At 71.3% G+C, this 26,319-nt stretch carries 18 protein-coding genes; 14 read left to right on the forward strand and 4 right to left on the reverse strand.

Annotated elements, in window-relative coordinates:
* The first annotated feature begins 2 nt into the window (after window positions 1-2).
* From ACFOX0_RS31070 to ACFOX0_RS31090, 5 genes are all read left to right on the forward strand, one after another.
* The gene (locus tag ACFOX0_RS31070; RefSeq protein ID WP_377552675.1) at window positions 3-773 is read left to right on the forward strand and encodes a hypothetical protein; all 771 of its coding nucleotides are present in this window, start codon (window positions 3-5) and stop codon (window positions 771-773) included.
* A 283-nt stretch (window positions 774-1,056) separates the two neighbouring features.
* Complete coding sequence (locus ACFOX0_RS31075) at window positions 1,057-4,965, forward strand: phage resistance protein (RefSeq protein WP_377552677.1); 3,909 nt, start codon at window positions 1,057-1,059, stop codon at window positions 4,963-4,965.
* The gene (gene pglZ, locus ACFOX0_RS31080; protein ID WP_377552679.1) at window positions 4,962-7,775 is read left to right on the forward strand and encodes a BREX-2 system phosphatase PglZ; all 2,814 of its coding nucleotides are present in this window, start codon (window positions 4,962-4,964) and stop codon (window positions 7,773-7,775) included. Before ACFOX0_RS31075 ends, pglZ begins: the two co-directional genes overlap by 4 nt.
* Window positions 7,772-9,091 (forward strand): BREX system ATP-binding protein BrxD, encoded by a 1,320-nt coding sequence (gene brxD / locus ACFOX0_RS31085; protein WP_377552681.1) that lies wholly within the window; start codon window positions 7,772-7,774, stop codon window positions 9,089-9,091. Before pglZ ends, brxD begins: the two co-directional genes overlap by 4 nt.
* Window positions 9,088-11,295: a DEAD/DEAH box helicase gene (locus ACFOX0_RS31090; RefSeq protein ID WP_377552683.1), complete on the forward strand. Its 2,208-nt coding sequence runs from the start codon at window positions 9,088-9,090 to the stop codon at window positions 11,293-11,295. Before brxD ends, ACFOX0_RS31090 begins: the two co-directional genes overlap by 4 nt.
* 48 nt (window positions 11,296-11,343) lie before the next feature.
* Here ACFOX0_RS31090 and ACFOX0_RS31095 read toward each other — a convergent pair whose 3' ends face one another.
* Window positions 11,344-12,849, reverse strand: a complete 1,506-nt coding sequence (locus tag ACFOX0_RS31095; protein WP_377552685.1) for a tetratricopeptide repeat protein — start codon at window positions 12,847-12,849, stop codon at window positions 11,344-11,346.
* A 245-nt stretch (window positions 12,850-13,094) separates the two neighbouring features.
* On the opposite strand from ACFOX0_RS31095, the gene ACFOX0_RS31100 reads away from it, so the two are divergent.
* On the forward strand, window positions 13,095-13,565 hold the full coding sequence (locus ACFOX0_RS31100) for a hemerythrin domain-containing protein (protein ID WP_377552687.1): 471 nt from the start codon (window positions 13,095-13,097) through the stop codon (window positions 13,563-13,565).
* 24 nt (window positions 13,566-13,589) lie between these two features.
* On the opposite strand, the gene ACFOX0_RS31105 is transcribed toward ACFOX0_RS31100, so the two are convergent.
* Window positions 13,590-14,582, reverse strand: a complete 993-nt coding sequence (locus ACFOX0_RS31105) for a hypothetical protein (RefSeq protein WP_377552689.1) — start codon at window positions 14,580-14,582, stop codon at window positions 13,590-13,592.
* A 516-nt stretch (window positions 14,583-15,098) separates the two neighbouring features.
* Between ACFOX0_RS31105 and ACFOX0_RS31110 the strand changes: the two genes are divergently transcribed.
* Window positions 15,099-15,959, forward strand: a complete 861-nt coding sequence (locus tag ACFOX0_RS31110) for a G1 family glutamic endopeptidase (RefSeq protein WP_377552691.1) — start codon at window positions 15,099-15,101, stop codon at window positions 15,957-15,959.
* Window positions 15,960-16,038: 79 nt separating this feature from the next.
* Here ACFOX0_RS31110 and ACFOX0_RS31115 read toward each other — a convergent pair whose 3' ends face one another.
* Window positions 16,039-16,407 (reverse strand): hypothetical protein, encoded by a 369-nt coding sequence (locus ACFOX0_RS31115; RefSeq protein ID WP_377552693.1) that lies wholly within the window; start codon window positions 16,405-16,407, stop codon window positions 16,039-16,041.
* 665 nt (window positions 16,408-17,072) lie between these two features.
* Here ACFOX0_RS31115 and ACFOX0_RS31120 point away from each other — a divergent pair.
* The 5 genes from ACFOX0_RS31120 to ACFOX0_RS31140 all read left to right on the forward strand — a co-directional run bounded on the left by ACFOX0_RS31120 (window position 17,073) and on the right by ACFOX0_RS31140 (window position 24,704).
* Window positions 17,073-18,404 (forward strand): helix-turn-helix domain-containing protein, encoded by a 1,332-nt coding sequence (locus ACFOX0_RS31120; protein WP_377552695.1) that lies wholly within the window; start codon window positions 17,073-17,075, stop codon window positions 18,402-18,404.
* Window positions 18,405-18,590: 186 nt separating this feature from the next.
* The gene (locus ACFOX0_RS31125; RefSeq protein ID WP_377552697.1) at window positions 18,591-21,566 is read left to right on the forward strand and encodes an AfsR/SARP family transcriptional regulator; all 2,976 of its coding nucleotides are present in this window, start codon (window positions 18,591-18,593) and stop codon (window positions 21,564-21,566) included.
* Between the two features lie 79 nt (window positions 21,567-21,645).
* Window positions 21,646-22,782 carry a HesA/MoeB/ThiF family protein gene (locus tag ACFOX0_RS31130; RefSeq protein WP_377552699.1) on the forward strand — a complete coding sequence of 379 codons (1,137 nt, stop codon included), beginning with the start codon at window positions 21,646-21,648 and terminating at the stop codon, window positions 22,780-22,782.
* A gap of 123 nt (window positions 22,783-22,905) precedes the next feature.
* The gene (locus tag ACFOX0_RS31135) at window positions 22,906-24,135 is read left to right on the forward strand and encodes a hypothetical protein (RefSeq protein WP_377552701.1); all 1,230 of its coding nucleotides are present in this window, start codon (window positions 22,906-22,908) and stop codon (window positions 24,133-24,135) included.
* Window positions 24,132-24,704, forward strand: a complete 573-nt coding sequence (locus tag ACFOX0_RS31140) for a DUF3105 domain-containing protein (protein ID WP_377552703.1) — start codon at window positions 24,132-24,134, stop codon at window positions 24,702-24,704. Before ACFOX0_RS31135 ends, ACFOX0_RS31140 begins: the two co-directional genes overlap by 4 nt.
* Before the next feature lie 32 nt (window positions 24,705-24,736).
* Here the strand turns inward: ACFOX0_RS31140 and ACFOX0_RS31145 are convergent, their stop codons facing one another.
* Window positions 24,737-24,913, reverse strand: a complete 177-nt coding sequence (locus ACFOX0_RS31145; protein WP_377552705.1) for a hypothetical protein — start codon at window positions 24,911-24,913, stop codon at window positions 24,737-24,739.
* 93 nt (window positions 24,914-25,006) lie between these two features.
* Between ACFOX0_RS31145 and ACFOX0_RS31150 the strand changes: the two genes are divergently transcribed.
* Both ACFOX0_RS31150 and ACFOX0_RS31155 read left to right on the forward strand, forming a co-directional pair.
* On the forward strand, window positions 25,007-25,237 hold the full coding sequence (locus ACFOX0_RS31150) for a hypothetical protein (RefSeq protein ID WP_377552707.1): 231 nt from the start codon (window positions 25,007-25,009) through the stop codon (window positions 25,235-25,237).
* Window positions 25,238-25,853: 616 nt separating this feature from the next.
* On the forward strand, window positions 25,854-26,243 hold the full coding sequence (locus ACFOX0_RS31155; protein WP_377552709.1) for a hypothetical protein: 390 nt from the start codon (window positions 25,854-25,856) through the stop codon (window positions 26,241-26,243).
* The last annotated feature ends 76 nt before the right edge of the window (window positions 26,244-26,319 follow it).

Genomic DNA, 26,319 nt, shown 5'->3' on the forward strand with positions numbered 1-26,319 from the left:
ATGTGGAACGCATCGACAGCTCTCCCACCCTGACGCTCGGTCTGCGGGTGGTACTGGGTCTACTCGGGGCGGGCTCGTTCGGTGCCGGCACGGCGGCGGTGTTCATCACCGAGAACGGCACCGGCAGCGCGGTCCTGCTCGCCTTCGGAGGCGTGCTGCTGTTTCTGGCTCTCCTCGGCGACCGGGCCGAGAGTCTGGAATTGGGTGGGGCGAAACTCAAGCTGCGCGCCGCCGCGGCGGAGAAGTTCGCGCTGGCCGAGGAGTCCGAGCGACGGGGCGATGATGCACTCGCTCAACAGTTGCGCGAGGAGGCCCGTTCCCTGCTGGAAGCGGCGGCCGGTCCCATCACCGCCAGGTACCGTTCCATCCGCAGTTCGATGCCCTCCGGGGCGGCCCGCACCGAGGCGATCGATGCGGTCGTGTCGCAGGCCCGTCGCCTCGCGGACGTGTACTCCTTCGAACCGGAGCAGGTCCAGCGGTGGCTGCGGGAGGGCACTGACGAGGAGCGGATCACCGCGTTGGGGTTGATGCAGGCCCAGCCGGCATTGCGAGACTTCGAGCTGATGCTCCATGTCATCAGGAATTCGCGCAGTGGGTCCGAGCAGTACCACGCATTGCGATTGGCGGACGACATGGTCGACGGACTCGACGAGGCCAAGCGGACAAGCCTCGAACGGACGGTCCGGGAGGCGCGCGGCGTCCGGTTCGGACGCGGCACGAGCCGCTGGGAGCTCAGCGACAGGATCCTGCGGCGACTCGGACGGGTCAACTGATCCGGTGGGCTGCCCAGCTACGGATGGTCAAATAAGCATGCGAGTCCAGGCTTCTGTCAAGAAGCTGACTGCCTTTGGGTGGAAGTGGGCTGCATCGATCAACCCATCCAGTACCCGCCACCCCGCTGACCTGGGTAGCCTCCCACAACCGGCCAGGATGGGCTCATGACAAGGCGATGCGGTCCCGCCGACCGGATCCAACCCCCGGCGATTGTCCGGTTACGGAACTTTCCTGTCGATGGGTAACGTGTCCAGTCCTTAAGGAGGCTTTGGAGGAATTGGCGTGACCTTGCTGCGCGAACTGATCGACATCCCGACCTCGGTCAGCGAGGGCGACTTCGTCGTCAAGGCGGCCGAGGGCGCCGACCTGGACCGTTACGTCGTCACCGACCAGTTGCGGGAGAACTTCACCGACGCGCTGCGCAAGGTCGGCCACGCGGTCACCACCGGCCGGTCGCAGGCTGCCTTCCTGCACGGCTCGTTCGGCTCCGGCAAGTCGCACTTCATGGCCGTCTTGCGCGAGGTGCTCGCCCACAACCCGAAGGCCCGGGAGATCCACGGCCTGGCCGAGCCGGTCGTCGCCGCCGGCCCGTGGCTCACGGGCCGCAGGTTCCTCACCCTCACCCTGCACATGCTCGACGCGCGGTCGGTCGAGCAGGCCGTCCTGGAGGGCTACCTGCGGCAGATCACCGCCGCGCACCCGGACGCGCCCGTCCCCGCCGTACACCGGTCGGACGCCCTGCTGGACGACGCCGCGCGGTTGCGCGACCGGATGGGTGACGACGCCTTCTTCGCCGGCCTGCGCGAGGCCGGCGACGGGCCCGGCGGCGCCGGGGTCGGCCTGGCCGCGCTGAAGGCGCAGGCCGAGGGCTGGACCCCGCAGCGGTACGCCGACGCCGCGGCCCAACCTCCCGGTACGCCCGATCGCGACGCACTGGTCAGCGCCCTGACCAGTTGCTACTTCACCGGGGCCGTGCGCAGCGCGGAATACCTGGACCTGGACTCCGGCCTTGCCGTGGTCACCCGGCACGCCAAGTCGCTCGGCTACGACTGCATCGTGCTGTTCCTCGATGAGCTGATCCTGTGGCTGTCCACCAAGCTGAGCGACCACACCTTCGTCAACACCGAGGGCGCCAAACTCAACAAGCTGGTCGAGTCCGCCGACACCGCCCGGCCGCTGCCCCTGGTCTCGTTCGTGGCCCGGCAGCGCAACCTGGAGGAGTTCCTCGGCCCGCAGGTCGGCGGCACCGAACGGGAAGCCCTCGCGCACGTGATGCGCAGCGTCCAGGGCCGGCTCGGTGAGATCGTCCTGGCCGACACCAACCTGCCCGAGATCACCGAGAAGCGGCTGCTCAAGCCAAACGACGACGCCGCCCGCGCGGTCATCGACAACGCCTTCGCCGCAGTCAAGCACAACCGCGAGGTGTGGGACACCCTGCTGCTCGGCGCCCAGTACGGCGACGCCGGCATCGGCTCCGACGCCACCGCCTTCCGGCAGCTCTACCCGTTCTCGCCGGCCCTGGTGGCCACCCTGGTCGCGCTGTCGCAGGCGTTGCAGCGGGAACGCACCGCGCTGAAGGTGATGACCGAGCTGCTGGTCGACCGCCGGGACACCCTGCGTGTCAACGACCTGATCGGCGTGGCGGCCCTGTTCGACCCGCTGGTGCTGCACGGCGAGCTGCCCGACCGGCCCAAGCTGCGGCAGCAGTTCGAGGCCGCGCGCATTCTCTACCAGCGCAAACTGCGGCCGAAACTGCTCGTCCTCAACGGCATCACCGAGGACCAGGCCGCCGGGAGCGCGCAGTTCCAGCTCGACGACAAGCTGATCAAGACGGTGCTGCTCGGCGCGCTGGTGCCGGACGTGCCGGCCCTGCACAACCTCACCGCGGCCAAGCTGCACGCGCTCAACTTCGGCTCGATCGCCGCACCGATCCCCGGCTACGAGAACACCGTGGTGCTGCAGCGGCTCCGCAAGATCGAGCAGGACGCCGGCGAGCTGCACCTGACCCGGGACCACGAGCCGGTCGTCTCGCTGAAGCTGCACGCCGTCGACTTCGACAAGCTGCTCGACCTGGTTCCGCACAACGAGACCTCGGCGGGCGTACGGCAGCAACTGCTCCGCGAGCTGATCATCGTCGAGATGGGGCTGACCGGCGCCGAGGGCAGCCACGGCGAGCTGCAGCACCCGCGCGAGTGGCGCGGCCGGCGGCATATCGTCCAGGTCAAGTTCGGCAACGTCCGGGACCCCGACACCATGCCGGTGTCCGCGCTGATCGCCCCCGGCGACGCGTGGCGGATCGTCGTCGACTACCCGTTCGACCCGCAGGACTACCCGCGCAGCGCCGACCGAGCCCGGATCGAGGAACTGGACCGCGGCTCCAACACCGTCTTCTGGCTGCCGCTGTACCTCACCGACGACCTGATGGGCCGGGTCACCCAACTCGCCAAGGTGAACTATCTGCTCGGGGCCGGCGGAGCGGGGGAGCGGCTCAACACCCTCGCCGCCGACTGGCCGCGGGAAGACCGGCGGCAGGGCCGGGTCTACCTCCAGCAACGGCAGAGCCAACTGCGCGACGGCCTGGTGACGGCGCTGAAGCAGGCGTACGGGGCGGCCAACCCGCAGCCGTCCGACGTGCAGGAGGACACCGTCGGGGTGCTGCACACCCTGGCTAACGGGCTGCGCATCGGCGACCCACGCGGTGGGACCCTGGCCGATGCCTTCAAGAACCTGACCGGGGAGCTGCTGGACTGGTCGTACCCGGGCACGCCCGGGCTGCCGGTCGACGAGAAGCCACCCACCCGGGCCGAGCTGGGCAAGATCCTCGACTACGCCAAGCAGGCCGCCGCCGACCCGACCCACGGCGTCGGGGTGCCACCCGCGGACCACAAGCTGCTCCGCCGGATCTGCAACAACCTGCACCTGGGCGAACTGGTCGACCACCGGTACGTGCTCGACCTCAGCACCTGCTGGTGGAGCCGGCACCTGACCCAGGAAGGGGCCAAGGAGGGCTACACCGAGCACTTCCCGGTGCACCGGCTGCGGGAATGGCTGGACCTGCCGAAGCCGCGCGGCCTCGACCGGGACCTGCAGAACCTGATCATCGCGGTGTTCGCCCTGCAACAGCAGCTCGGCTGGTACGAGCGGGATACCAAGGTCAACGTCAGCGACGTACGCGGCGTCGAGGACCGTTTCCAGTTGCGGCAGCCGCCCATGCCGACGGCGGAGGCGTGGGAGGCCGCGCTGCGGTTCGGGCGGGCGTTTTTCGGCAAGGAGTTGCCGTCCTTCCGCACCCCGGCCAACCTCGGCGTGTTCGCCGGCACGCTGCGCAAGGTCGCCGAGGACTACGCGGACCACGCGGCGAAACTGGTCGACGCACTGACCCGGCACGCCTCGGTGCTGGGACTGGACGAGCACGCCCCGACCGGGCGACTGGCCACCGCACGTGAGGTCGCCGACATGCTCGCCATGGTCGCCACCGAACGGGACGACGTGGTCCTGGTCGACGTGGTCGCGTCCGGTCCTGGGCATACCGGCCTCGCCGAACCCGTCGCCGCCAGTGAGGTCTTCAAGCAGGCGGACAGACTGACCCGGGCGCTCAACGCCACCCAGTGGGGGCTGTTGACGGCCATCGCCGGACGCACCGGCGACGGCCGGGCGAGTGCCGTCCTCGACCGGCTGCGGACGGTTGCCCGGCACGAGCAGCACGGCAGCGACCTGACCGCAGCCCTGGACGAGGCGGTGTCCGCCGCCGCCACCCTCCTGGCTGAGGCGGCCCCGACCGATCGCGTTGAACCGGGGCTCGGCGGGAGGGACGGACGGCAGACACCGGAGTCCGGGGGCACGGAGACCCCGCCGCCGGGTCGTGACACTCCGTCGGTCGACACTCGGCACCAGCATCCCGACGGTCCTGTCGACGTGCTGGTCGAGCTGGGCGGTGGTCATCAGGGTGACGACGGTGACCCCGGCGGCGACGCCACGCGCCACCCGGTACAGGTGCCTCTGCAGCGGACGCCGGAGGTACTTCGTAACGGCGGCGAGTCGCAGGTGACTCGACCGGACGCGGCCACGGGTCAGCGCCGTCGGGTGGTCCAGGACAAGACCGACCTGGAGGAACTCGTCACCGCCCTGTCCGGTGAACTCCGCGACGGTCGTACCGTCGAGGTGACCTGGACCGTCCGGGTGGCGCCATGACGGCACCCCGTCCCGCGGTTCGGCCCGCCGCCGTACGCCGCAAGGTGGAGTCCTGGCTCGCCGACGGCGACGACGCGCCCGCGCTGGCCCTGCGAGCGCGTCCGGAGTGGACGGACGACACCGTGCTCACCGTCGCCGGGGCGAAGGTGCGCGTCGTGCCGTGTCCGACCCCGATCGCCGCCCGGGCAGCCCTGGTCGACCGGGCCGACGACGAACGTCTGGTGCTGCTCACCGACCTGACCGAGCAGGAGTTGGGCGAAGGTCTGCTCGCCCACTTCAGCAAGCACCAGACCCGCAGCGTCGACTCCTGGGACATGGTCCGGCAGGTGTTCGGCAATCAGGCCGACCTCGACCTGACCCTGGTCCGGTCCGGCAAGTGGGTCGCCGACGCGCTCACCGACCTGGCGCCGCCGCAGGGTTGGCCGCCGCCGCCGGGCACCGTGCTGACCCGCGACCACGCGCTGCGGCAGTTGGCCGGGGCGCTCCTCAAACTCCAACCCGACGAGCTGGACAGCGCCGGCCTGCTGCACTGGAGCACCGACGCGCAGGCTCAGCTGCGCTTCCTCGACCTGCCCGACGACTGGGCGGCCGGCGTCAGCGCCTTCCTGGTCGAGGTGGCCGGTCCGGCCGCCGTACCGGTGATGGCCGCCGTCCGGGCCCGGCACGGCGTCGACGCTGTACCGCTCGGGCTGCTCGCCGGGGTGCTCTGGCCGCGCGGCGCCCAGGCCCGGACCGACGTGGACCTCGCGGTCGCTCGGACCCGGCTGGAACCACGGTTCGGTGACGCGCGGCTCACCGAACCGCAGGCGGCCGCGTTCCAGGAGGCCGCCGAGGCGTGGATCTACCGGGCCCTGGACGGCGAGGGACCGGCCCGGGCCGAGGCGCACCGGATGCTGCACCGGGCCGAGGAGATCGCCGCCGAGATCGACCTCACCGGCCGGCTGGCCGCCTCGTCGCTGCTGCCCAGCGGACTCACCCAGCGGATGCGGGCCTTCGCCGGCGCGGTCCGGCTCGCCCTGCCGGCGACCGCCGCCGCGACCCCGGCCGCGACCCTCGTCGGGCGGGCACAGGCCGCGCTCGCCGAGGTCGAGCGGCACCGGGCCGCCGACCGCCGCCGGGTGGAGACCGCCCGGATGGCGGTCCGACTGCTGCGCTGGCTGGCCGAACCGGACGGCCCGATGCCGGCGACCCTGCTGGCCGCGGTGCACCGGCAGGTCCGCGACGACGCGTGGGTGGACCGGGCCCGGCTGGACATCTTCGCCGGCGAGTCCGACCAGCAGGTCGCCGAGGCGTACCACCTGCTGCACCGGGCGGTCGACGCCCGGCGGGCCAGACACGACCAGCAGTTCGCCGGGCTGCTGCAGGACGCCACCGCCGCCGAGCGGGAACCGGGCGCGCTGCTGCCGGTCGAGGACGTCCTCGACCGGGTCGTCCAGCCGATTCTCGACCACGGCCGGCGGATCCTGCTGCTGGTGCTCGACGGGATGAGCACCGCGGCCAGCACCGAGATCGCCGACTCGGTGGCCCGCAACCCGTCCTGGCTGGAGCTGACCCCCGGCGGGCGGCAGCGCACCGGCGTCCTCGCCGCGCTGCCGACGGTCACCGAGGTCAGCCGGTGCAGCCTGTTCAGCGGACGGATCACTGCCGGCGACCGGGTCGCCGAGGCGAAGGCGTTCACCGGCCGGTTCGCCGACGGGGTCCTGGTGCACAAGGCCGGGCTGCGCGGCCCGGCCGGAGCGGCCGTCGACCCGCGGGTGGCCGACGCGTTGGCGGACCCGGCCGTCCCGGTCGTCGCCGCCGTCATCAACACCATCGACGACGCCCTGGACCGCAGCGACCCGGGCACCGTCGAATGGAGCACCGACACCGTCAACGGGCTGCGTGACCTGCTCAGCCTGGCCCAAGACCGGATCGTCGTGTTGGTCTCCGACCACGGGCACGTGGTGGACCGCGGTCCGGAGGCGGTGAGCCGCCCGGTCGACACCGGCGGGAACCGGTGGCGTCCGGCGGGAGCCGACCCGGCCGGCGAGGGAGAGTTGGCGTTCACCGGCAGCCGCGTCGCGCTCGGCGGCGGCTCCGTCGTCCTGCCGTGGCGCGAGGAGGTGCGCTACGGACCGCGCAAGGCCGGCTACCACGGCGGTGCGTCCTCCGCCGAGGCGGTGATCCCGCTCCTGATCTTCAGCGGTCACGACGAGGACGCCGTGCCCGGCTGGGCCGGTGCGCCGATCGCCAGCCCCGAGTGGTGGCGCGAACCGTTGCCCGAAACCGCGTCGGGCCGGACCGCCGAACCGGCCGGGATCCCGGCCGCCGGAGGCCGGCCCGGCAACGGTCGTCCGACCAAGCGGATCAGGGCGACGGTCCAGGACGAGGGTCTGTTCGACCTGCCCGCCCCGGCCGCACCGCTCCCGGCGACGAACACCGGGGCCACGGCCGCTTCACCGCCGCCGGCCACCAGCCAGGCCGCGCCCGTCGGTGGGCCGACCGGGCAGCGGGACGGTGCGGCCGACCTGGTCGATGCGCTGCTGACCAGTCCGACCTACCGCGAGCGCCGGGACAGCCGGGCGCCGCTGCCCGACCAGCGGGTCGCCGCCCTGGTCGGCGCGCTGATCGCCGGCGGCGGCCGGGCCACCCTGGACACCCTCGCCACCCGGGCCGGCATCCCCGCCCACCGGATCCAACCCACCGTCACCGCGCTGCGCCGGCTTTTACAGGTCGAGGGGTACCCGGTGCTCACCCTCGACGCCGACGGCCGGACGGCCAAACTCGACGTCGACCTGCTCGTCGAGCAGTTCGGTCTCTCGCCGCGATGACGGTCGAGATATCCGCCCGACGGCGGCGGGACATCGTCGACGCGCTGCGCCGAGGGGTCGTCCCGACCAACGGCCTCGACGCGCTCGCCGTCGGGCTCGACCGGTTCACCGCGGCGCTCGACGCAGACCTCGATCGGGTGGCCGGCCGTGGCAGCGTCTTCAAGGCGGTACGCGGCGAGTACGGCGCCGGTAAGACGTTCTTCACCCGCTGGCTGGGGGAGCGGGCCAAACGCCGCGGCTTCGCCGTCGCCGAGGTGCAGATCTCCGAACTGGAGACTCCCCTGCACCGGATGGAGACCGTCTACCGGCGGCTCGTCGAGCAGCTCAGCACCGAACAGTTCACCCCCAGCGCCCTGCGCCCGGTGCTGGACGGTTGGATCTACGCCCTGGAGGAGGACGTCCTCGCCACCGGGCAGGTCGACGAGAACGACGCCGACGGGCTCGACCGGGCGGTGGGGGAGTTGCTGGAGCAGCGGCTGGCGGAAATCTCCCGTACCACGCCGGGGTTCGCCGCCGCGCTGCGTGGCTACCGCACCGCCACGGCAAAGGGTGACCAGGTCACGGCCGACGGGCTGGCCGCCTGGCTCGGCGGCCAGCCGCACGTCGCCGCTGCGGCCCGGCGCACGGCCGGCGTCAAGGGCGACCTCGACCACTTCGGCGCGCTCAGCTTCCTGCAGGGGCTGCTCACCGTGCTCGCCGACAGCGGACACGCCGGCCTGCTGCTGGTGCTCGACGAGGTGGAAACCCTGCAACGGGTCCGCTCCGACGCCCGCGACAAGGCCCTCAACGCGCTGCGCCAACTGGTCGACGACATCTACGCGGGCCGGTTCCCCGGCCTGTTCCTGCTGATCACCGGGACCCCGGCGTTCTTCGACGGTCAGCAGGGGGTGCAGCGGCTCGCGCCGCTGGCCCAGCGGCTGGCCACCGACTTCGGGCCCGACCCGCGCTGGGACAACCCCCGGGCCACCCAGGTGCGGCTACCGGGATTCAGCCAGGCCGCGCTGGTCGAGCTGGGCCTACGGGTACGGGAGATCTACGGCAGCCCCCGGGTCGACACGGTCGTCGACGACGCGTACCTCAACGAACTGGCCCGAGCGGTGGCCGGCCGGCTCGGCGGCCGGGTCGGTGTTGCGCCTCGGCTCTACCTGAAGAAGCTCGTCGCGGACATCCTCGACCGGGTGGACCAGTTCGACGACTGGGACCCACGCCGGCACTACGAACCGACCCTGCGGACCGACGAGCTGACCGACGTGGAACGCAACGCCGCCACCGCCGGGCCGCGATCCTCGGCCGACGACGTGGACCTGCCGATGTGAACGCCGAAACCGCGCTCGACCCGATCGTCCTGCACCACGTCGTCAACAGCCTCGGCTGGCCGGACCTGCGCCCCCTGCAACGGGCCGCGGTCGAGCCGCTGCTGGCCGGCGACGACGCGCTGCTGCTCGCCCCGACCGCCGGCGGTAAGACCGAGGCGGCGGTGTTCCCGCTGCTGTCCCGGATGACCCGGGACGGCTGGACTGGCACGTCCGTGCTCTACCTCTGCCCGCTGAAGGCGCTGCTGAACAACCTGCACCCGCGACTCGAGCGGTACACCGGCTGGCTCGGGCGTACCGTGGCGCTCTGGCACGGCGACGTCGCCACGAGCACCCGCCGGGCGGTCCTCTGGCAGCGGCCGGACCTCCTGCTCACCACCCCCGAGTCGCTGGAGTCGATGCTGGTCAGCGCCAACGTCGACCACCGGCAGTTCTTCGCCGGTCTGCGAGCGGTGGTGGTGGACGAGGTGCACGCGTTCGCGGGCGACGACCGGGGCTGGCACCTGCTGGCCGTGCTCGAACGGCTCGGCCACGCGATCGGCCGGCCGCTGCAACGGGTGGGACTCTCCGCCACCGTCGGCAACCCGGACCAGCTGTTGACCTGGTTGCAGGGCTCCGGCGCCGGCAGCCGGACGGGCCGGGTGGTCGCCCCGGACCTGCCGGGGCCGCTGACGGTCCAGCCGTGGCCGTCCGGCCGGACGCCGGACGGCGGGCCGACGGCACCCGACCCGCATCCGCCCGAGGCCCCGGGGCCGCCCGGCCTCCCGGTGGCCCGGCCGGCCGGAGAGGTGGAACTGGACTACGTCGGTTCGCTCTCGAACGCCGCCACCGTCATCGCCGCGCTGCACGGCGGTGAGAAAAGGCTGGTGTTCTGCGAATCACGGCGAACGGTCGAGGAACTGGGCCAGCTGCTGCGCGAGAAGCAGGTCACCACCTTCCTGTCGCACGCCTCGCTCTCCGCAGACGAGCGCCGCCGGTCGGAACAGGCGTTCGCCGAGGCGCGCGACTGCGTCATCGTCTCCACCAGCACCCTCGAACTCGGCATCGACGTCGGCGACCTGGACCGGGTCATCCAGATCGACGCGCCGCCCGGGGTGGCATCCTTCCTGCAACGACTCGGACGCACCGGACGCCGACCCGGCAGCACCCGCAACTGCCTCTTCCTCTGCCTGTCCGGCGAGACCCTGGTCGCCGCCGCCGGCCTGCTGCTGCTCTGGAGCCGGGGCTGGGTCGAACCGGTGCAGCCGCCGCCGGAGCCACGGCACATCGTCGCGCAGCAGATACTCGCCCTCTGCCTGCAGGAACGCCGGGTCGGCGACCAGCTCTGGGACCGGTGGTGGAACGGCCTGCCCCCGTTCGGTCGCGGCGCCGAACCGATCCTGCGACACCTCGTCGAACACGGCTACCTCGACGACGACCAGGGCCTGCTGTTCATCGGCCCGGAAGCCGAGCGGCAGTTCGGTCGGCGGCACTTCATGGACCTCACGGCCGTGTTCACCGGCCCGCCCGAGTTCACCGCCCTGCACGGCCGCACCGAACTGGGCCGGATCGACCCGAGCCTGCTCGTCGAGGACGTACCCGGTCCCCGGCTCCTGCTGCTAAACGGGCGCAGCTGGCGGGTCACCTACATCGACTGGCGGCGCCGCCGGTGCTACGTCGAGCCGGCGGACGGCGGTGGACGGGCCCGGTGGTTGGGCGTCGGTTGGGTCGGCCGTGGATTCGAGCTGACGCGCTCGATGCGCGAGGTGTTGCTCGGTGCCGACCCGCCGGTCCGGTCGACCAACCGGGCCGACGAACGGCTGCGGCGGCAACGCGATGACTGGTCGCCGTTGGTGTGCCCGGACGGGACCGCCGTCGTGCGGAGCCGGGACGGCGAGCTGCGCTGGTGGACCTGGGCGGGGTTGCGCGCGAACGCGACCTTGGCAGCCAGCCTGAGTGACGTGGTCGATCCGGCGCAGCGATTCGACGACCAGTCGATTCGGCTCCGAGAGGACGCGACCGGAGAGCGGTGGCGGGCGGCGACCCGGGACGCGTCGTGGAAACTCTGCTTGCCCGAGGTCAGCGAGCGGGCGGTGCGTGGGCTGAAGTTCAGCGCGGCACTGCCGGAACGACTCGCGGTCGCGACCCTCGCGGCCCGGCTCGCAGACTTCGATGCGGCGGCCGCCGTGCTCGACCTGTCGGTGCGCCACGTGGTCGTGGCCGACTGAACGCTGACCACCTGCCGATTCGGCGCACTGGCGGCCTGCATGGTCGCGTCAGACCTCGCCGCGCTTCTCTGCTCGTTCCTGGCGTAGCTGTCGGAGCGCTGTCAGGTCGGACGCGAGGTCCGGGTGGCCGAGCTGGCGGTGGAGGTCGACGACCAGTTCGAGATCGCTGATCGCCTGGTCGAGATTTCCCCTCGCCGCCTGGACCACCGAGATGTTGCGAAGGGTCTGGGATTCGCCGAAGCGGTCACCGACCTCGCGTCGGCCGGCCAAGGCCCGCTGAAGATGGATCAGGGCCTGCTTCCGGTTGCCGAGCATGTGGTAAAGGCACCCGATGTTGTCGAGGTTCTGGGCTTCGCCGGCGCGGTCGCCGATCTTTCGCTGGAGAGGCAGGGCCCGCTGGAGGGATTCCAAAGCCAGCTGTTGCTTTCCGAGTGCGAAGTACGCGGCGCCGATGTTGACGAGCGTGCTGGCTTCGCCGACGCGGTCGCCGACTTTCCGACGCCCGACCAGTGCCTGCCGGAGATGGAGCAGGCCTTGCTTCTGGTCTCCGAGTGCCATGTACGCGCCGCCGATGTTGTTGAGGCTGTTCGCCTCGCCGGCGCGGTCACCGATTTCTCGGTGGATGGACAGCGCCTGCTGGAAGTAGGCCAGGGCCTGCTCCTGGTCTCCGAGTGCGTGGTGCGCGAGCCCGATGTTGCCGAGGGCGGCCGCTTCGTTGGCGCGGTCGCCGATTTCCCGCTGCATGGGTAGGGCCTGCTGGAAGTAGGCCAGGGCCCGGGGTTGGTCCCCGAGTCGGTGATACGCGTGGCCGATGTTGTTGAGGGTGGCGGCTGCGCCGCCACGGTCACCTACCTCCGCCATGATGGCCACGGCCTGCTCGAAGTGGTCCAGCGCCTGCCGGTGGTCTCCGAGGCTGTCGTACACGGTGCCGATATTGACCAGCGTGGTGCCTTCGCCGGCGCGGTCGCGGACCTCCCGCGTGACGGACAAGGACTGCTCGTACCAGGCCAGGGCCTGCTCCCGGTCACCGAGATCCTTGTACGCGTGACCGATGTTGTTGAGGGCGGCGGCTTGGCTGAAGCGGTCGTCGATCTCCCGCAGGATGACCAGGGCCTGCTGGAAGTGGCTCAGTGACTGCTGCGGTTCCCCGAGCCGGCCGTACGCGGTGCCGATGCTGTTGAGAGTGGCGGCTTCGTTGTGCTGGTCGCCGGCCGCGCGGTACAGGTCCAGGGCATGCTTGGAGCTGGCCAGAGCCTGGCGGGCTTCCCCGACGAAGGTCTGGGCCCAACCCAGGTCGTAGTAGGCGTCGGCGTCCGGGCCGAGGGTCAGGGTCGCGGTCGCGAGGGCCGCGACGTCCGCGAACCGCGACCTGGGCAGCCAGGCCCTCGCCACCCGGTGCCCGACGTCCCGGGCGATCGTCGGCTCCCGCCCCGCCACCGCGAGCCGGTGCACCTCCATCAGCCGCGCGGCCGTCACCGTCGACCCGCGGGGAACGGGAGTTTCGAGCCTCTCGACCCGCCCGCCGTCGGTCGCTGCGGCTCGCTCATCCGTCAAGTCGGCACCTTTCTCCGCCTCGTGAAGAACGAGTCCGATAATTCTGTCATTGTGCCCGCACAGTGCCCGATCGAGGCCAGTCGGCCGTGCCGGCCACCAGCCAGCCGGACGACCCAAACGCTGCGGGCGTACGCCTACCGGTAGGCTGTGGGTAGCGTCGCGTGCCGGTGGCAGACCGTGTCAGGCATGGAGGCGCCGGACCGAAGGACACCGAACAATGTCGGGATCGCATCCTTCCTGCTCGCGTGACTGAGCGCGAGACGACCAGGCTGATCGCCTGGAGCCTGGAGCTTCGTCAGGTGCACACCCGCCTACGCGCGGCGCTCGACCTCGCCCGCGGGGCCGTTGCCGAGGGCCGGTCCGCCGAGACGGCCACCCGTGACCTGCTGCTGTACTGCCACGGGTTCTGTGCGGCGCTCGACGGACACCACCGGAGCGAGGACGACACCCTGTTCCCGGCGATCAGGGCGGCCCATCCGGAGCTGGAGCCCGTACTCCGTCGCCTCACCCAGGATCATTCGATGATCGCGTACCTGCTCGGCGGCCTCCAGGCCGCCGTCGAGCGGGCCGCGCCGGCCGCCGAACTGGATCGGCATCTGGAGGGCGTCGCGGCGATCATGGAGAACCATTTCCGGTACGAGGAACGTCAGCTGCTCACCGTGCTGGAGACACTCTCGCTGGACGCGACTCCCGAGGCGGTCCTCGGTCCGCTGTAGCCATTCGGGCTGATGTCCGGCACCTCAGCGCCAGTCGAGGAAGAAGAGCGTGCCGAGCATGCTCGTGAACTCGGCGTTCGGCTCGATCTTCCGCGGGGTGGTGCCGGGCTTCAGATCGGCGACGTAGTAGTCCCGCGCGGTGCCCTTCACGGACAGAAACGCGAACTGCTGCCCGTCCGGCGAGATGCCCAGGACGAAGTTGCGGTGATCGTTGCTGGGCAGGATGGGCGCGCCGGCTTTGGCGTTCGGAGTGAGATCGAGCGTCGAGAACCGCTGCCCGGAGAGCGACGAGCCGCACAGCACCGTGTCGTTGTCGATCCAGGCGATCGCGTCACCATCCTTGGCGCTGTCGCAGGGCGCGGCCGGCGCCTTGTCGATCGCGTCTGGTCCGATGAAGGGGCGATCGGTGGGGCGTTCCAGCAGGCTGTCCTCGACCAGGAGTCGCTTCCCGTCCGGCGAGAGTTGAGCGCTGTTGCCCAGCACCGCGATGCCCGGTGTTCCGACCACGAAGAGATGCCTCTCGCCGACGGTCTCCACCGGCTGCTGGTCGACCGCCTGGTGGTCGCCGTCGACTGTTCGGCGCGCGACCTGGTCCTTGTGCTCGACCACGCTGGTGAACCACACCGCGCTGCCGTCCGGCGCCATGGCGGCGTTGTCCTCGTGCGGGGTGTTCCCGAAGTCCTCCTGCCCGGTCAGGTCGGTGAGTTTGCTCGACCGGTCGACGTAGCCGACATGCGTCGCCTTGGTCTGTGGATCCTGAATGACCACGGCCAACCTGGTGAAGTCCCGGTCGAACAGCGATCGGACTGCGAGGACGTCAGTGCGGTCGGTGACGTTGGGCGGCGCGCACAGGATACCCAGCGCGGTGCCGGGCCGGGCGCCCTCGGTCCTGGTGAGCACGCTGTCCGCCAGCCTGAACTCCGCGTGTGCCGTCTTCGTCAGGTTGCGCGCACTCCAACCGTCGACGGTGACGAGTCCGCCGCCGTCGCCCGCCGAACAGCCCGCCGTCACGATCATCCCCGGTTGGGAGAAGTCGTCCCGGACCTCGGGCGTCGACGAGCCCTGACTCCGACCACCCTTGTCCGACCCAGGCTGACCTGGGGCGGAGGAACAGGCGGCGAGACCCGCCGTCACGGTCAAGGAGAGAAGAACTGCTCGAATCCTCGGCGAACCGACCATCAGACTTGTTCTCCAACCATCCTGTGCGGACCGACCTGGGCCGCCGGTGATGCTAGGCGAGCCGACAGCTAGAAACTGCACATGCCAGGGCGGTGGGTGACCGCGGCAGGCGGACCGCCCGATCCCCGCCCTGGCTGACGTCGGCCTGCCCGTACGTCAGCTACCGCTCTTCCGTGCCGGCGTCAGCACGATTCCCAGGTAGCCGGGCCGGGATGGGCGGCCGGGGCGCACTGTCGGCTTGACGGCTGCGCCCGGTGACTGTCGCGTGCGAGCTTCTCAGCAGGGTGGCGGCACGGCGCCGGGCGGCCCCGGCGCACGACCGGCACGCGGACCTACCCGTGATGGGGGGACGTCATGACCGGACAGGAAGCCCGCGGACGGACCAGGGTGCGGCACCTCCCGGCGCCGCCGAAGCAGTTCGACCCGTTCACCGCCGCACAGACCGAGCTGCACCGGTACGGGCTGCCGCCGCGGCCCGACCCGCGGACCCGACCGGGCGAGGCCGAGCTGTGGGACCGCCAGGCCCGCCGCTACCAGGACTTCGACCACCTCGATCCGGTGTTCGACCCCACCACGGCGGACCGGACGGCGACCGGAAACCGTACGCTCGGACCGGATCCCATCGAGTCGTGCGGCTACCAGCTCACCACCAGCACGTCGGCGCCGTTCACCATCCTGTTCGTCACCTGGACGGTGCCCAACCTGCGCTTCGCCACCAGTCCGTTCGGCGTCAACCATTTCCGCACCTTCTGCGGTCTGGGCTTCCTCGACGTGCACGTCGAGATGTCCGTGGACTCATCCCAGCAGGTCACCAGCCAGCTCTGGGCGCAGGGTGTGGGCTTCGTCAACCTGCCGGTCCGCCCCGGCGACGTGCTCAGCGCCTCGCTCTGCCTGAACACGAACGCGGCCGGCACCGCGAGCTACTTCTTCACCAACGAGACCAGCCGGCAGACGATGAACTTCTCGGTCGACACCGGGTTCCCGCCCGCCGTGACCGTGAACGCCGGCGTCAGCCGCGGCGACTTCAACCTGCCGGTCCATCCGCTCGCCCAGTTCGGCGTCGTCTACTTCGACGAGATCAGCGCCTACACGACCGCCGGCACCCGGTCGCTCACCTCGGGGCAGGCGATCACCATGGTCGAGTCGAACGGTGCCACCCTCGCCACGCCGGTCCGGCTCACCGACTTCACCTTCAAAACCGTGTACGGGACCTGAGGCGCGCAGCGACACGACGAAGCTCCGGTAGGACCGGATCCATGGAGACCTCGTCCTGCCGGAGCTTCGTCCTGTCAAATCAGATGGTGTTGCTTGTGTAGATCTTCGTGCTTGCCTGGCTGCCGACGAAGGGGTTGTTGACGGCCCACAGCAGGCCACTCTCGTACTCCGGAACGTCGAAGTTGCACTTCACCCATCCGCCGTCAGCGCCCCGGGTGTTGAAGCACTGCCGGCTCCAGCCCGGACCCTGGATCGTGCCGGCGGCGGATGCTCCGTTAGCCTTGGTGTCCTTCACCCAGACAAGGTCTCCGTACGCGGCGAAGCACGCCTTCGCGCCAGTCGTCGACACGCACCAGACATCGACGTTGTTCGCGGCCGGCGGCGCACCGCTCGGCGTGCCGGTCGTGGCCGACGCTGGGACCGCAGTCCCGGCCACGATGAGGGCCACGGTCGCGGGAACCACGGCGAGCGAACCCCATCGCCATTTCGCGCGACCTCGTCCCCTCGTCGGCTCCATCCGTACCTCCGTCGATTCGTGTGAGTTCGCCATGACTCGGTTGACTCCTCTGGCTTGTGAACGTCTTCCCCGTTTCGCGGGGAATGCGCAAGGGTAACGGATGGGAGCTGTCGGTCAGGACATAGGCCGCTCACCCTCGCGAACAGGTACGAGGCGTGCCGGCGGTCGTCACCGTCCGTACAAAGTGCCGCGTGCAGCCACCGGCCTCACGTGCCGGTCAGTTTTCACTCCGTGAACCCGGCTGCATTCGTCTCACCCGTGCTTCTGCTCGTTTGGCCCGCCATGCTTCGGCTGCGACGATCGCACCCGCCGTTGTCAGTAACGATCCACCCACCGCCTTTGGTAGCAGCGGAACGAACTCCGAGATCATCGCCCACGCCGCACCCAGCACCGCCGTCCAGAAGCTGGCCGCCTCGACACTGATCCGTCCCGCACTCACATGAACCTCCCCAGGTCGCTACGTACGCCGGGCTCCAGTGCATCCGGAATGCCCGCCGAGGCCGGAGACCTTTGCGCACAACCTGCAAGCCGTTTGCATCGACTGTGAGTCGTCGCTCACTCTCGAACTACCTACTGTGGTCAAGAGATGGACAGCGATGGCCGAACCCGCCTGGACCGCCATGCCGACCGTCGCCCGAGCCGTGGAGGTCGGTGATATCGGCGCGCTGTTGCGGATCGCCCGTACCGCGGCCGGGCTCACTCTCGAGGAGGCCGGTCAGCTCACCGGCTATTCGACCGCCACGATGTCCCGCTGGGAGAACGGGCGGCGCCGGGAGTGGACCGTCGGCGAGTTGCGCCGGCTTGCCGAAGTGTATGGCATTCCGCCGCATTTGCTGGGGTTGGCCGCGTCCTCCCCACCTTCGCCGCCTGACAGCATTAGGGTGAATGAATCACGGCAGAACGGTGGTGACTGGATGCGTCGACGTGACGTGCTCGTCGGAACTGTCGGCCTGACCACGGGCGCCACCCTGTTGCCTGCGACCGTGAGCGCGGACGTGAATTACACGGTCGAGGACGTGATCTTCGGTCGGGTCACCGCCCCGCCGCTACCGGACCACCAGTTGTCCGCGCAGCTGTCGGCCGCCCGCGCGGACCATCGCGCCTGCCGGTACACCCAACTGGCCCGCCGCCTGCCTCGGCTGCTCGCCCAGGCCAACGCAGGCCGGGACCACGCGCCCGCCGACGAGGTGGCGCGCGCCTCGGCGCGGCTGTCGCAGGCGTACTGCGTCGCTACCCAACTGTTGCTCAAGCTGTACGACGACGGCCTGGCGTCCTGCGCCGCCGACCGGGCGGTGCAGGCGGCCCGCGGCAGCGGTGATCCGCTGGTCGTCGCGGAGGCGTCCCGACTCGCCGCGACCGTACTGCGTCGTGCGCGTCACCGGGACGGTGCCCAGCGTCTGGTGCTGCACGCGGCACAGCAACTCGACGCGGACACCGGCCTGACGGACCCTCGACAGACCGCGATGTACGGACAGTTGCTCGCGGTGGCCGCGTACACCGCGGCCATGCGCGACGATCGTGACGAGGCCTGGACCCTGCTCGGCGAGGCCGAGGACGCGGCCGGCCGGGCCGGCGCCGCCGGCCTCGACCGCTTCGGCTCACTCGACCTCGCGGTCTACAAGATCAGCGTTGCGCGGGTGCTGGGTGACTACGGTACGGCCGTGGACTTCGCCCGGCAGGTCGATCCCCGGAGGATCGAGGCACCCGAACGACGGGCCCGGTACTGGGAGGACACCGCCCTGGCTCTGCACGGGCGCGGCCGTCCGGAGGCGGCGTTCCAGGCTCTGCTCGCGGCCGAAAGCGACACTCCCCAAGAGGTTCGCTACCGGCCCTGGGCGCACCGGCTCACCCAGGACCTCATGTCCGGCGACGTACGCAACGGGCTACCGGGCATCCGCGACTTCGCCCACCGGATCGGCACCACGTAGCGGTGACGGTGGGGTGCCCTCCGGGTTGCACACCACCACCCGGGTCGATGAGTTGATCGCGAGGGCGCGTCCGGGCGCACGGGCAGCGGTTGTCGTGTGGTGACGACGCGCACCGGCATGATTCCGCTGCTTGGCTGCTTCAACCCCCACGGCTCGGGCGACCCTCGCCGGACTAGGGTTGCGGCGATGCCTGCGGAGATCATGATTCGGATCCTTGGTCCGCTGGAGATCGAGGTGGCGGGCGCCAGGCTGGACGCCACACCGTCGGAACGTCTGCTGCTGGCCCGACTGGCGTTGGCCGGCGGCCAGGTGGTGTCGGTGGCGCAGTTGGTCGACGCGGTCTGGCCGCACCGGCCGCCGAGCACGGCCCGCAACCGGATCCAGGTGCTGGTTTCCGGACTCCGCCGGAAGCTGGCCGCCGCCGGCGGCCCCGACCAGGCGATCATCACCCGCGCGCCCGGGTACCTGCTGCCGGCCGAGGCGGTACGGCTGGACCAGCACGAGTACGAGCGGCTGGTGGAGCAGGCCAGAGTGGAGTGGACGGCGGGCCGGCCGGCGGCCGCCGCGGCGACGTACGCCGCCGCGCTGGCGCTGTGGCGCGGCCCGGCGTTCGACGGTGTCGACTCCCCGTTCGTCGCGACGGCCTCGGTTCGGCTTGCCGAGTCGCGGCTGGCCGTCACCGAGGACGTGTTCGAGGCGCGGCTGGCGGCCGGCACCGACCCCGATCTGGTGGCCGACCTGACCGCGGCGATCGAGGCGTACCCGCTGCGCGAGCGGCTTCGCGGCCAGTTGATGCGGGCCCTGCACGCCCAGGACCGGCAAGGTGACGCGCTGGCCGTGTACCGCGACTTCCACGCTCTGGTCCGGGACGAGCTCGGGCTGGAACCGGGCTCGGAGCTGACCCGGCTGCACCAGGAGATCCTCGCCGTGCCGGCGCTGCCGCCGGTACTGGCGGCAGCACCGAACCAGCTGCCGGCCGACACCGCCGACTTCGTCGGTCGCCAGGCGGAGCTGGACCGGCTGCGGGACGTGCTGGCGCGGGCCGCGACGGCGGCGTCCGGCGGCTGTCCGGCGATCGTTTCCATCGTCGGACCCGGTGGCTCCGGCAAGACCGCGCTCGCGGTACGGCTGGCCTGGCGGGTACGCGCGCTGTACCCGGACGGCTGCCTGGTCGCCGATCTGGACGGCGCTGACCCGCACGCGTTGCTCGGTGCGTTCCTGCGGGCGCTGGGGCTGGCCGGCGCGGCGGTACCGGCGGACCCGCAGGAGCGGCTGGGCCAGTACCGGTCGCTGCTGGCCGACCGGAAGGTGCTGCTGGTGCTGGACAACGTCGCCACCGCGGCCCAGTTGGCGCCGCTGATCCCGGCCGGCGGCGGGTGCGCGGTGCTGGCGGTCGGCCGGCGCCGGCTCACCTGGCTGCCGGAGGCGGTCGCCTGCCCGCTCGGCCCGCTGCCCGTCGGCGAGGCACTGGGCCTGTTGAGCCGGTTGGCCGGCGCCGCCCGGCTGGACACCGAACGCGACGACGCGCGCCGGTTGATCCAGATGTGCAGCGGCCTACCGCTGGCGATCCGGGTGGTCGGTGCGCGGCTGGCCGCCCGGCCCGACCTTCCGGTCGCGCACCTGGCCGACCGGCTCGCCGACGAGCAGCACCGGCTGGATGAGCTGGAGGTCGGTGACGTGCAGGTGCGCGCCTGCCTCGCGGTGAGCTTCCAACGGCTGCCGGTCGAGGCGCAGCGGGCACTGCGCCTGATCGCGCTGCTGCCGGGCCCGCAGCTGCCGGGGTCACTGCTCGGGGCGGTACTGGGCGTACCGGATGACGTCGCCGACCGGGCGGTCGCCCGGCTGCTGGACGAGCACCTGCTGGAGGTGGTCGGACCGCACCGGTACCGGCTGCACGACCTGGTCCGGCTGTTCGCTGCGGAGCGGGCCGAGGCGGAGGAGCCGGGCGAGCAGCGCGCGGCGGCGGTCCGCCGCGCCTACCGGATGCTGCTGGCGCTGGCCCGCGCGGCGAACGAACGGATGCCGGCCCGCCGGTACCCCTGCCCGGTACCCGCGGCCGATCCGCAGCCGACCGTGATACCCGCCGACCCGACCGGCTGGTTGGACGCCGAGCGTGGCACCCTGCTGGCCTTTGTCACGGCGGCGCGCCGGCTCGGCGTGCCGGGCCTGGCCTGGCCGTTGGCCGCGACGCTGGTCAACATCTGCGAGCTGCGTGCCAACCCGGACGACTGGCAGCGGGCCCTGGACCAGGCGGACGTCGCGCTCGGCGACGCGCCCGATCCGGCCGGCTCCGCCGCGCTCGCCCTGGCCCGCAGCATCCTGCTGCGCGGCGCCGGACACCACGAGCAGGCCGCGCCGTACGCCAGCCGGGCCGGCCGCTACTACCGGCGCGCCGGGGCCTGGCCGGCGGCCGTGGCCGCGGCCGTGGAACTGGCCATCAACGCCCGCATCCGAGGCCGGTACCGGCTGGCTCGTGCGGCGTTGTGCTGGGCGCTGGCCCGATCCGCCGAGCACGACACCGGGGTCCAGGAGGGCTACGCCTACCTGGCGTTGGGCAACCTGTGCCTGAGCGAGGATCCGCCGGACCTGACGGCCGCGCAGCGGGCGTTGAGCCGAGCCCAGCAGGTGTTCAGCCGGCTGGACGAGCGCAGCGGACTGGCCAACGCGATCATCGCGGCCGGTCGTGCGCACGCGATGGCCGGCGCGCACGCCGCCGCGGTCCGGTCGTACCTGGCCGCGACGCCGGTCTACGCCGACTTGGGCGATCCGGCCGGCCGGGCGTTCGCGGACGCGATGCTGGCCGACGCGTATCTGCGCGACGGCGACCCCCGGCGGGCGTTGCAGGTGGTGGATCGCATCGTGGACAGCCTGGCGGAGCTGGGGCACGGGTACTGGGAGGCGGTCGCTCGGGTGGTGCGGGGGCAGGCGCTGGCCGGGCTGGGCGACCCGCTGGCGGCCGACGTGCTGCGCCAGGCCGCCTGCCGGTACGAGCGGCTCGGCCATCCGGCCCGGGCCGGCGAGGTGTTGTTCGACCTGGCGCGGCGGCAGGCGGCAGATGGCCGGGGAGACGAGGCACGCCGCTGCGCGCGGGACGCGGCCCGGTTGTTCCGCGAGGCCCGCTCGCCGCAGGCGGCCGCGGTCGACGCCTGGCTGTCCTCGTAAGGCGATCCACAGCACGGCGTAAGCGCCGGTCGGCATACTCGGTCCGGTCGAGATCCACTCGACCCGATCGGAGGTCCCGGTGCCAGTGCGGCCGCAGCTCAAGAGCGTGTTGTGGGAGCGCGTCGGTGACTCGCTGCGGCTGGTGTACGACGTGCGGGACCAGCTGATGATCGCCGACCCGGACGGCGGTGTCGAACGGTTGCTGGCGCTGCTGCGGGAGGGCGGACGTACCGTCGCCGAGCTGGCCGAGGCGATGGGGCTGCCGGCCGAGGACATCATGGCCGGGCTGGCGGTCTTCGACGACCATCGTCTGCTGGAGGACGGCGAGCGGCTCGGCGGCTACACCGGCGCCGCGGCCGAGCGGCACTTCAGCAACCTCGCCTTCTTCGAGTCGTTCGCGACGCTCGCCACCAGCCGGGAGGATTTCCAGCGCCGGCTGGCGGACGCGCACGTGCTGGTGCTGGGCACCGGCGGACTGAACTCCAACACCATCCCGCACCTGTGCGGACTCGGCATAGGCCGGCTCACCCTGCTGGACCGGGACGTGGTGGAGCCGCGCAACTTCGCCCGGCAGTACCTGTACACGCAGGCCGATCTGGGCGCCACGAAGGTGGAGCGGGCCGGCGCGTGGGTACGGGCGTTCGACCCGAGCATCGAGGTGGCCACGGTCACCGCCGGGATCGACGGCCCGGACGCGGTGTCCGCGCTGGTCGAACGGTACCGGCCGGACGTGGTGATGTCCGGTGTGGACAGCCCGACGAGCATCGACGACTGGGTCAACGACGCCTGCGTCGCGGCGGGAGTGCCGTTCGTCCGCGGCGGCATGTACGTCACCCAGGGCGTCGTCTGGTCGGTCGACCCGGGCCGCAGCGCCTGCCGCGCGTGCGGCCGGTCGGCACCGGCCCTTGACCCGGACGACCCCGAGCTGGCCGCGGCCCGGCTGCTGAACACCCGGCCCCAGACCAACCGCGGGATCGGGCCGGTCGCCGGTCTGCTCGGCGCGTTGTGCGCGTTCGAGGTGCTGCGGTTGCTCACCCGGTTCGAGCCGCCGGCCTATGCCGGCCGGCCGATGCTCATCGACTTCGCCGCCGGCTGCACCACCAGCCGGGGCGAATGGGTGCGCGATCCGGCGTGCCCGATCTGCGGTGACCGCGCACCGGCCGAGCCGGTACCGGCCGCCGCAGCGATGTCAGGGGGAGGGGGTGACAGAACATGAAGATCGAGGTCAAGAAGATCGAGAACACTCGCCTCACGGTCGAATGCTCGGGCGGCGCAGTCGTAACGAGCTGCGACTCCTGAGCCACGCCAGTCCGGCCGGCCAGCACGACAGGAGGAACCGATGACCACTGCGGACGGCGACCTCGCGGTAGCGGCGAGCCGCCTGGTGGTGGCACGAGACGGGGACGAGTGCGTGCTCGGCCGGCCGGACCTGGGCATCTTCGTCCAGGTACCGGAGCCCGGCGCGGTGTTCGTCGAGGCGCTGCAGGCGGGCGTCTCGGTGACCGGCGCGACCGAGCGGGCCAGCGAGGTGGCCGGTGAGCCGGTGGACGGCGAGGACTTCCTCGCCACGCTGGCCGAGGTCGGCCTGCTGGACGCGTCACCGGCCGCCGACGCGGGGTCGGCGGGCGCCCGGCGTACCCGGGAGATCCGGTGGATCGCGGGCATCAGCCCACGGGTCGCGGCCCGGTTGTTCGGCCGGGCGGCCTGGTCGGTGTACGGGACGGCCGCCGTCGTCGCCGTCGCGTTGCTGGTGGCCCGGCCGGAGCTGCGGCCGACGTACGAGAGCTTCTGGTTCCTCGGTGATCCGATGGCCTCGGTACTGGCACTCATCCCGGCCACCATCGTGCTGAGCTGTCTGCACGAGGCATGGCACTGGCTGGCCGGCCGGGCGATCGGCCTGCCCGCGGTGTTCCGGGTCAGTTACCGCGGGATCTTCCTGGTGTTCGAGACCGACCTGTCGCAGATCGTCACGGTGCCGCGGCGGCGGCGGTACGGGCCGTTCTTCGCCGGCCTGGCCTTCGACGCCACGATGCTGGCGGTGTTCCTGCTGCTACGGCTCGCCGACCACCGGTCGTGGCTGTCCCTCCCGCCGCTCATGGACCGGTTCCTCGGCGCGCTGGTACTACGCCAGGTGTTCGCGATCGTCTGGCAACTCGCCGCCGTGTTCCTGCGCAACGACATGTACGCGGTACTGACCACCGCGCTGCGCTGCACCAACATGTACCGGGTCAACGCGCTCACGATCAAGGACCGGCTGGCGCGGCTGACGCCTGACGAGGCCCGGGAACTGGCCGAGGCGAGCGACCGGGACCGAGCGGTGGCGCCCTGGTTCGCGGCGATCTACCTGGCCGGCATCGTCGCCATGTTCTGGATGTTCCTGGTCGCCGGCCTGCCCAACATGATCGTCATGGTCGGCTGGCTGGCCAACAGCCTCGGTGCGCACGCGGCCGGCTCGCCGGCGTTCTGGGAGGCGGTCGCGGTGGCCGGCTACCTGGTCGCCACCCTGGCCCTGCCGGCCGTGCTCGCGTTGCGGGAGCGGCGGTTGCGACAGCGAGGAGCACTGTCATGACGAACCAGCCGACCCGCTGGTTGTGGCGCGCGGCGCTGGGTGTGGTGGTGGCCGTGTCGCTGGTCGTCATCGCCGGCCCGTACCGGGCGCGGCTGGTCGGCGCCGCGGTCGGCAGCCGGCAGCCGGAGAACCGGCCGGCGCCGTGCCTGGCCGGGACCGCCGTACCGATCATGGACAGCCCGCACATCGACCCGTCCGAGGCGTCCGCGGTGACCTACAACTCCAACCCGCCGACCTCGGGGCCGCACTTCCCGTACGTCGCCGCGCCCGGCATCTACACCGAACCGATCGCGGACGGACTGACGGTGCACGCCCTGGAACACGGCCACGTGGTGATCGACTACGGTCCGGACACCACTGCCGGCGACCTGGCCGCTCTGGTGGACATCGCCAAGCGGCACCCGGCCGATGTGCTGCTGCGGCCACGGCCGGGGCTGACCGGCGTGGCACTCACCGCCTGGAGCCGCCTGGACCACCTCGACACGTTCGACCGCTCCCGGGTCGAGGTCTTCGTCGAGCGGCTGGCCGGCCGCTACGACCACGGCTGGACCCGTACCGACCCCTGCTGACGCCGGGCCGACCTCCGCTCCGACCTGCCGTACTACGGCGTGCTGATGTTGAACACGAATCGGTTGTTGCCCTCGTTGATGCCCCACAGCCTGGGCGCCGAACCGCTGTAGCCAGGCTGGTAGGAGAGGTTTTCGAGGCCGCCGTTGACCAGCGTCTGCTGGTGCGGTGCCTGTTCAGGCAGGGCCGGGTGCCCGTGATCGGAGCGCACGGGAGGTAGGTGGCATCGGTCGGGGTGTAGTCCGGATAGTATTCGCCGACCATCGGTAGCGCGTACCGGTGCCACCGCGCGCTCGGTGCCGCGGTGCCGTTCACGCCGAACCCGATCTCCGCCGCCGACCGGGACATCGTCCACAGGTGGTTGAGGCTGAACGCGTGCAGCCGGCCGCCGTTGGCGACCAGCAGCGTGTTGCCGTACCACACCACGCCGTCGGCGTGGTTGAAGTCGAACGGCGCGAAATTGTCCACCCCGTTGGCCGAGACCGGAACGACCAGCAGTACGTCCCGGAACTTCAACCTGGTCGAGTCGGTGTAATCGACAAAGGCGAGCCGGGCGAATATATGGCGAGGCATCGAGGTGCCCGAACGCCGCGGCCGCGTACGCCGGGCCGGGCCGCAGGACCGCGGCGCCGGCACCAGCGGCGAGCAGCATGACCGCGGCGATGAGCCACCACAACCGTCGACGTCCGGCACTCAAGGTCATGGCAGTCCTTCCTTGCATCCAAATATTCGCATCATATTCGGGCCCTCTTGGCCGGTGCACCGGGACGCGGGACGCGGGGCGCGACTGCGACCCAACGGAGGGGCATCGGTCGTCCGGTGGACCGGCAACACCCTCGCGGTGTCGCGACCAGGTCCGCGCGGGCGAGCGCCGACAGTCACAACCACCAGTGGCGATCATCGTCAGCGCGGCGCGGTTCGGCTTCCCACCAGTGGAACCCCCGTTCGGATGACGTATCGGAGATATCGCCGTATTGGCCGGATGATCCAGGTAACTTCTGCCTGAAACGGTCGTCCGTCGCGATCTGTCAGCCGGGACTTCCGATTTACGGCACGTCCCCGTTCGTCGATGTGAAGGGTCCTCCGATGTGTGTGCCACGTTGCCGGTCGATCCGATCGATCCCGACGGCTGGCCGTGAGGTGTGTGGGCCATGCGAGTGAGCAGCTATGTCATCGGAGCGCCGCTCGCCGACGACCGATTCTTCCTTGTTCTTCACGGCTTGCAGGGCAGTCTCGACAAAATCACGGCGCGTGCCGGTGCGTACCTGATCGAGCATCGCGGTGAGGAGGTGATCTCACCACCCTGGGTTGACGGTGACGCCGTCGAGGAGCAGCTCCGCCAGCGTGGATACCTCACCGACCTTCCTGCGGAGCGGGAACGCGAGTTGCTGGTCGAGGTGGCGAGTTTGCTCCACGAAGCCGACCTTGCAGCCGCGCCGCCAAGTTTCGTCTTCGTTCCGGCGTACACCTGCAACTTGCGCTGTCCCTATCCTCGGTCTTTCACGGTGGCCGTGATCTTGAGGGTTGGGAAGGGTCTGTAGAGACAGCGAAGTGCCTGCCGCGTAAGGAAAACTGACCGGTGTCGAGTCGTTCAGAGTTCCACGCGCGGAAGGCACT

The sequence above is a fragment of the Micromonospora zhanjiangensis genome, assembly GCF_042650605.1.
GTDB classification, from domain to species: Bacteria; Actinomycetota; Actinomycetes; order Mycobacteriales; family Micromonosporaceae; genus Micromonospora_J; species Micromonospora_J zhanjiangensis.

What these genes read in the sequence shown, in the direction of transcription:
- pglZ (WP_377552679.1), top strand. Translation starts at nt 4,962, where the DNA reads ATGACGGCACCCCGTCCCGCGGTTCGGCCCGCCGCCGTACGCCGCAAG.
- brxD (WP_377552681.1), top strand. Translation starts at nt 7,772, where the DNA reads ATGACGGTCGAGATATCCGCCCGACGGCGGCGGGACATCGTCGACGCG.
- ACFOX0_RS31105 (WP_377552689.1), bottom strand. Translation starts at nt 14,582, where the DNA reads ATGATCGTGACGGCGGGCTGTTCGGCGGGCGACGGCGGCGGACTCGTC.
- ACFOX0_RS31110 (WP_377552691.1), top strand. Translation starts at nt 15,099, where the DNA reads ATGACCGGACAGGAAGCCCGCGGACGGACCAGGGTGCGGCACCTCCCG.
- ACFOX0_RS31120 (WP_377552695.1), top strand. Translation starts at nt 17,073, where the DNA reads ATGGCCGAACCCGCCTGGACCGCCATGCCGACCGTCGCCCGAGCCGTG.
- ACFOX0_RS31125 (WP_377552697.1), top strand. Translation starts at nt 18,591, where the DNA reads ATGCCTGCGGAGATCATGATTCGGATCCTTGGTCCGCTGGAGATCGAG.
- ACFOX0_RS31135 (WP_377552701.1), top strand. Translation starts at nt 22,906, where the DNA reads ATGACCACTGCGGACGGCGACCTCGCGGTAGCGGCGAGCCGCCTGGTG.
- ACFOX0_RS31140 (WP_377552703.1), top strand. Translation starts at nt 24,132, where the DNA reads ATGACGAACCAGCCGACCCGCTGGTTGTGGCGCGCGGCGCTGGGTGTG.
- ACFOX0_RS31155 (WP_377552709.1), top strand. Translation starts at nt 25,854, where the DNA reads ATGCGAGTGAGCAGCTATGTCATCGGAGCGCCGCTCGCCGACGACCGA.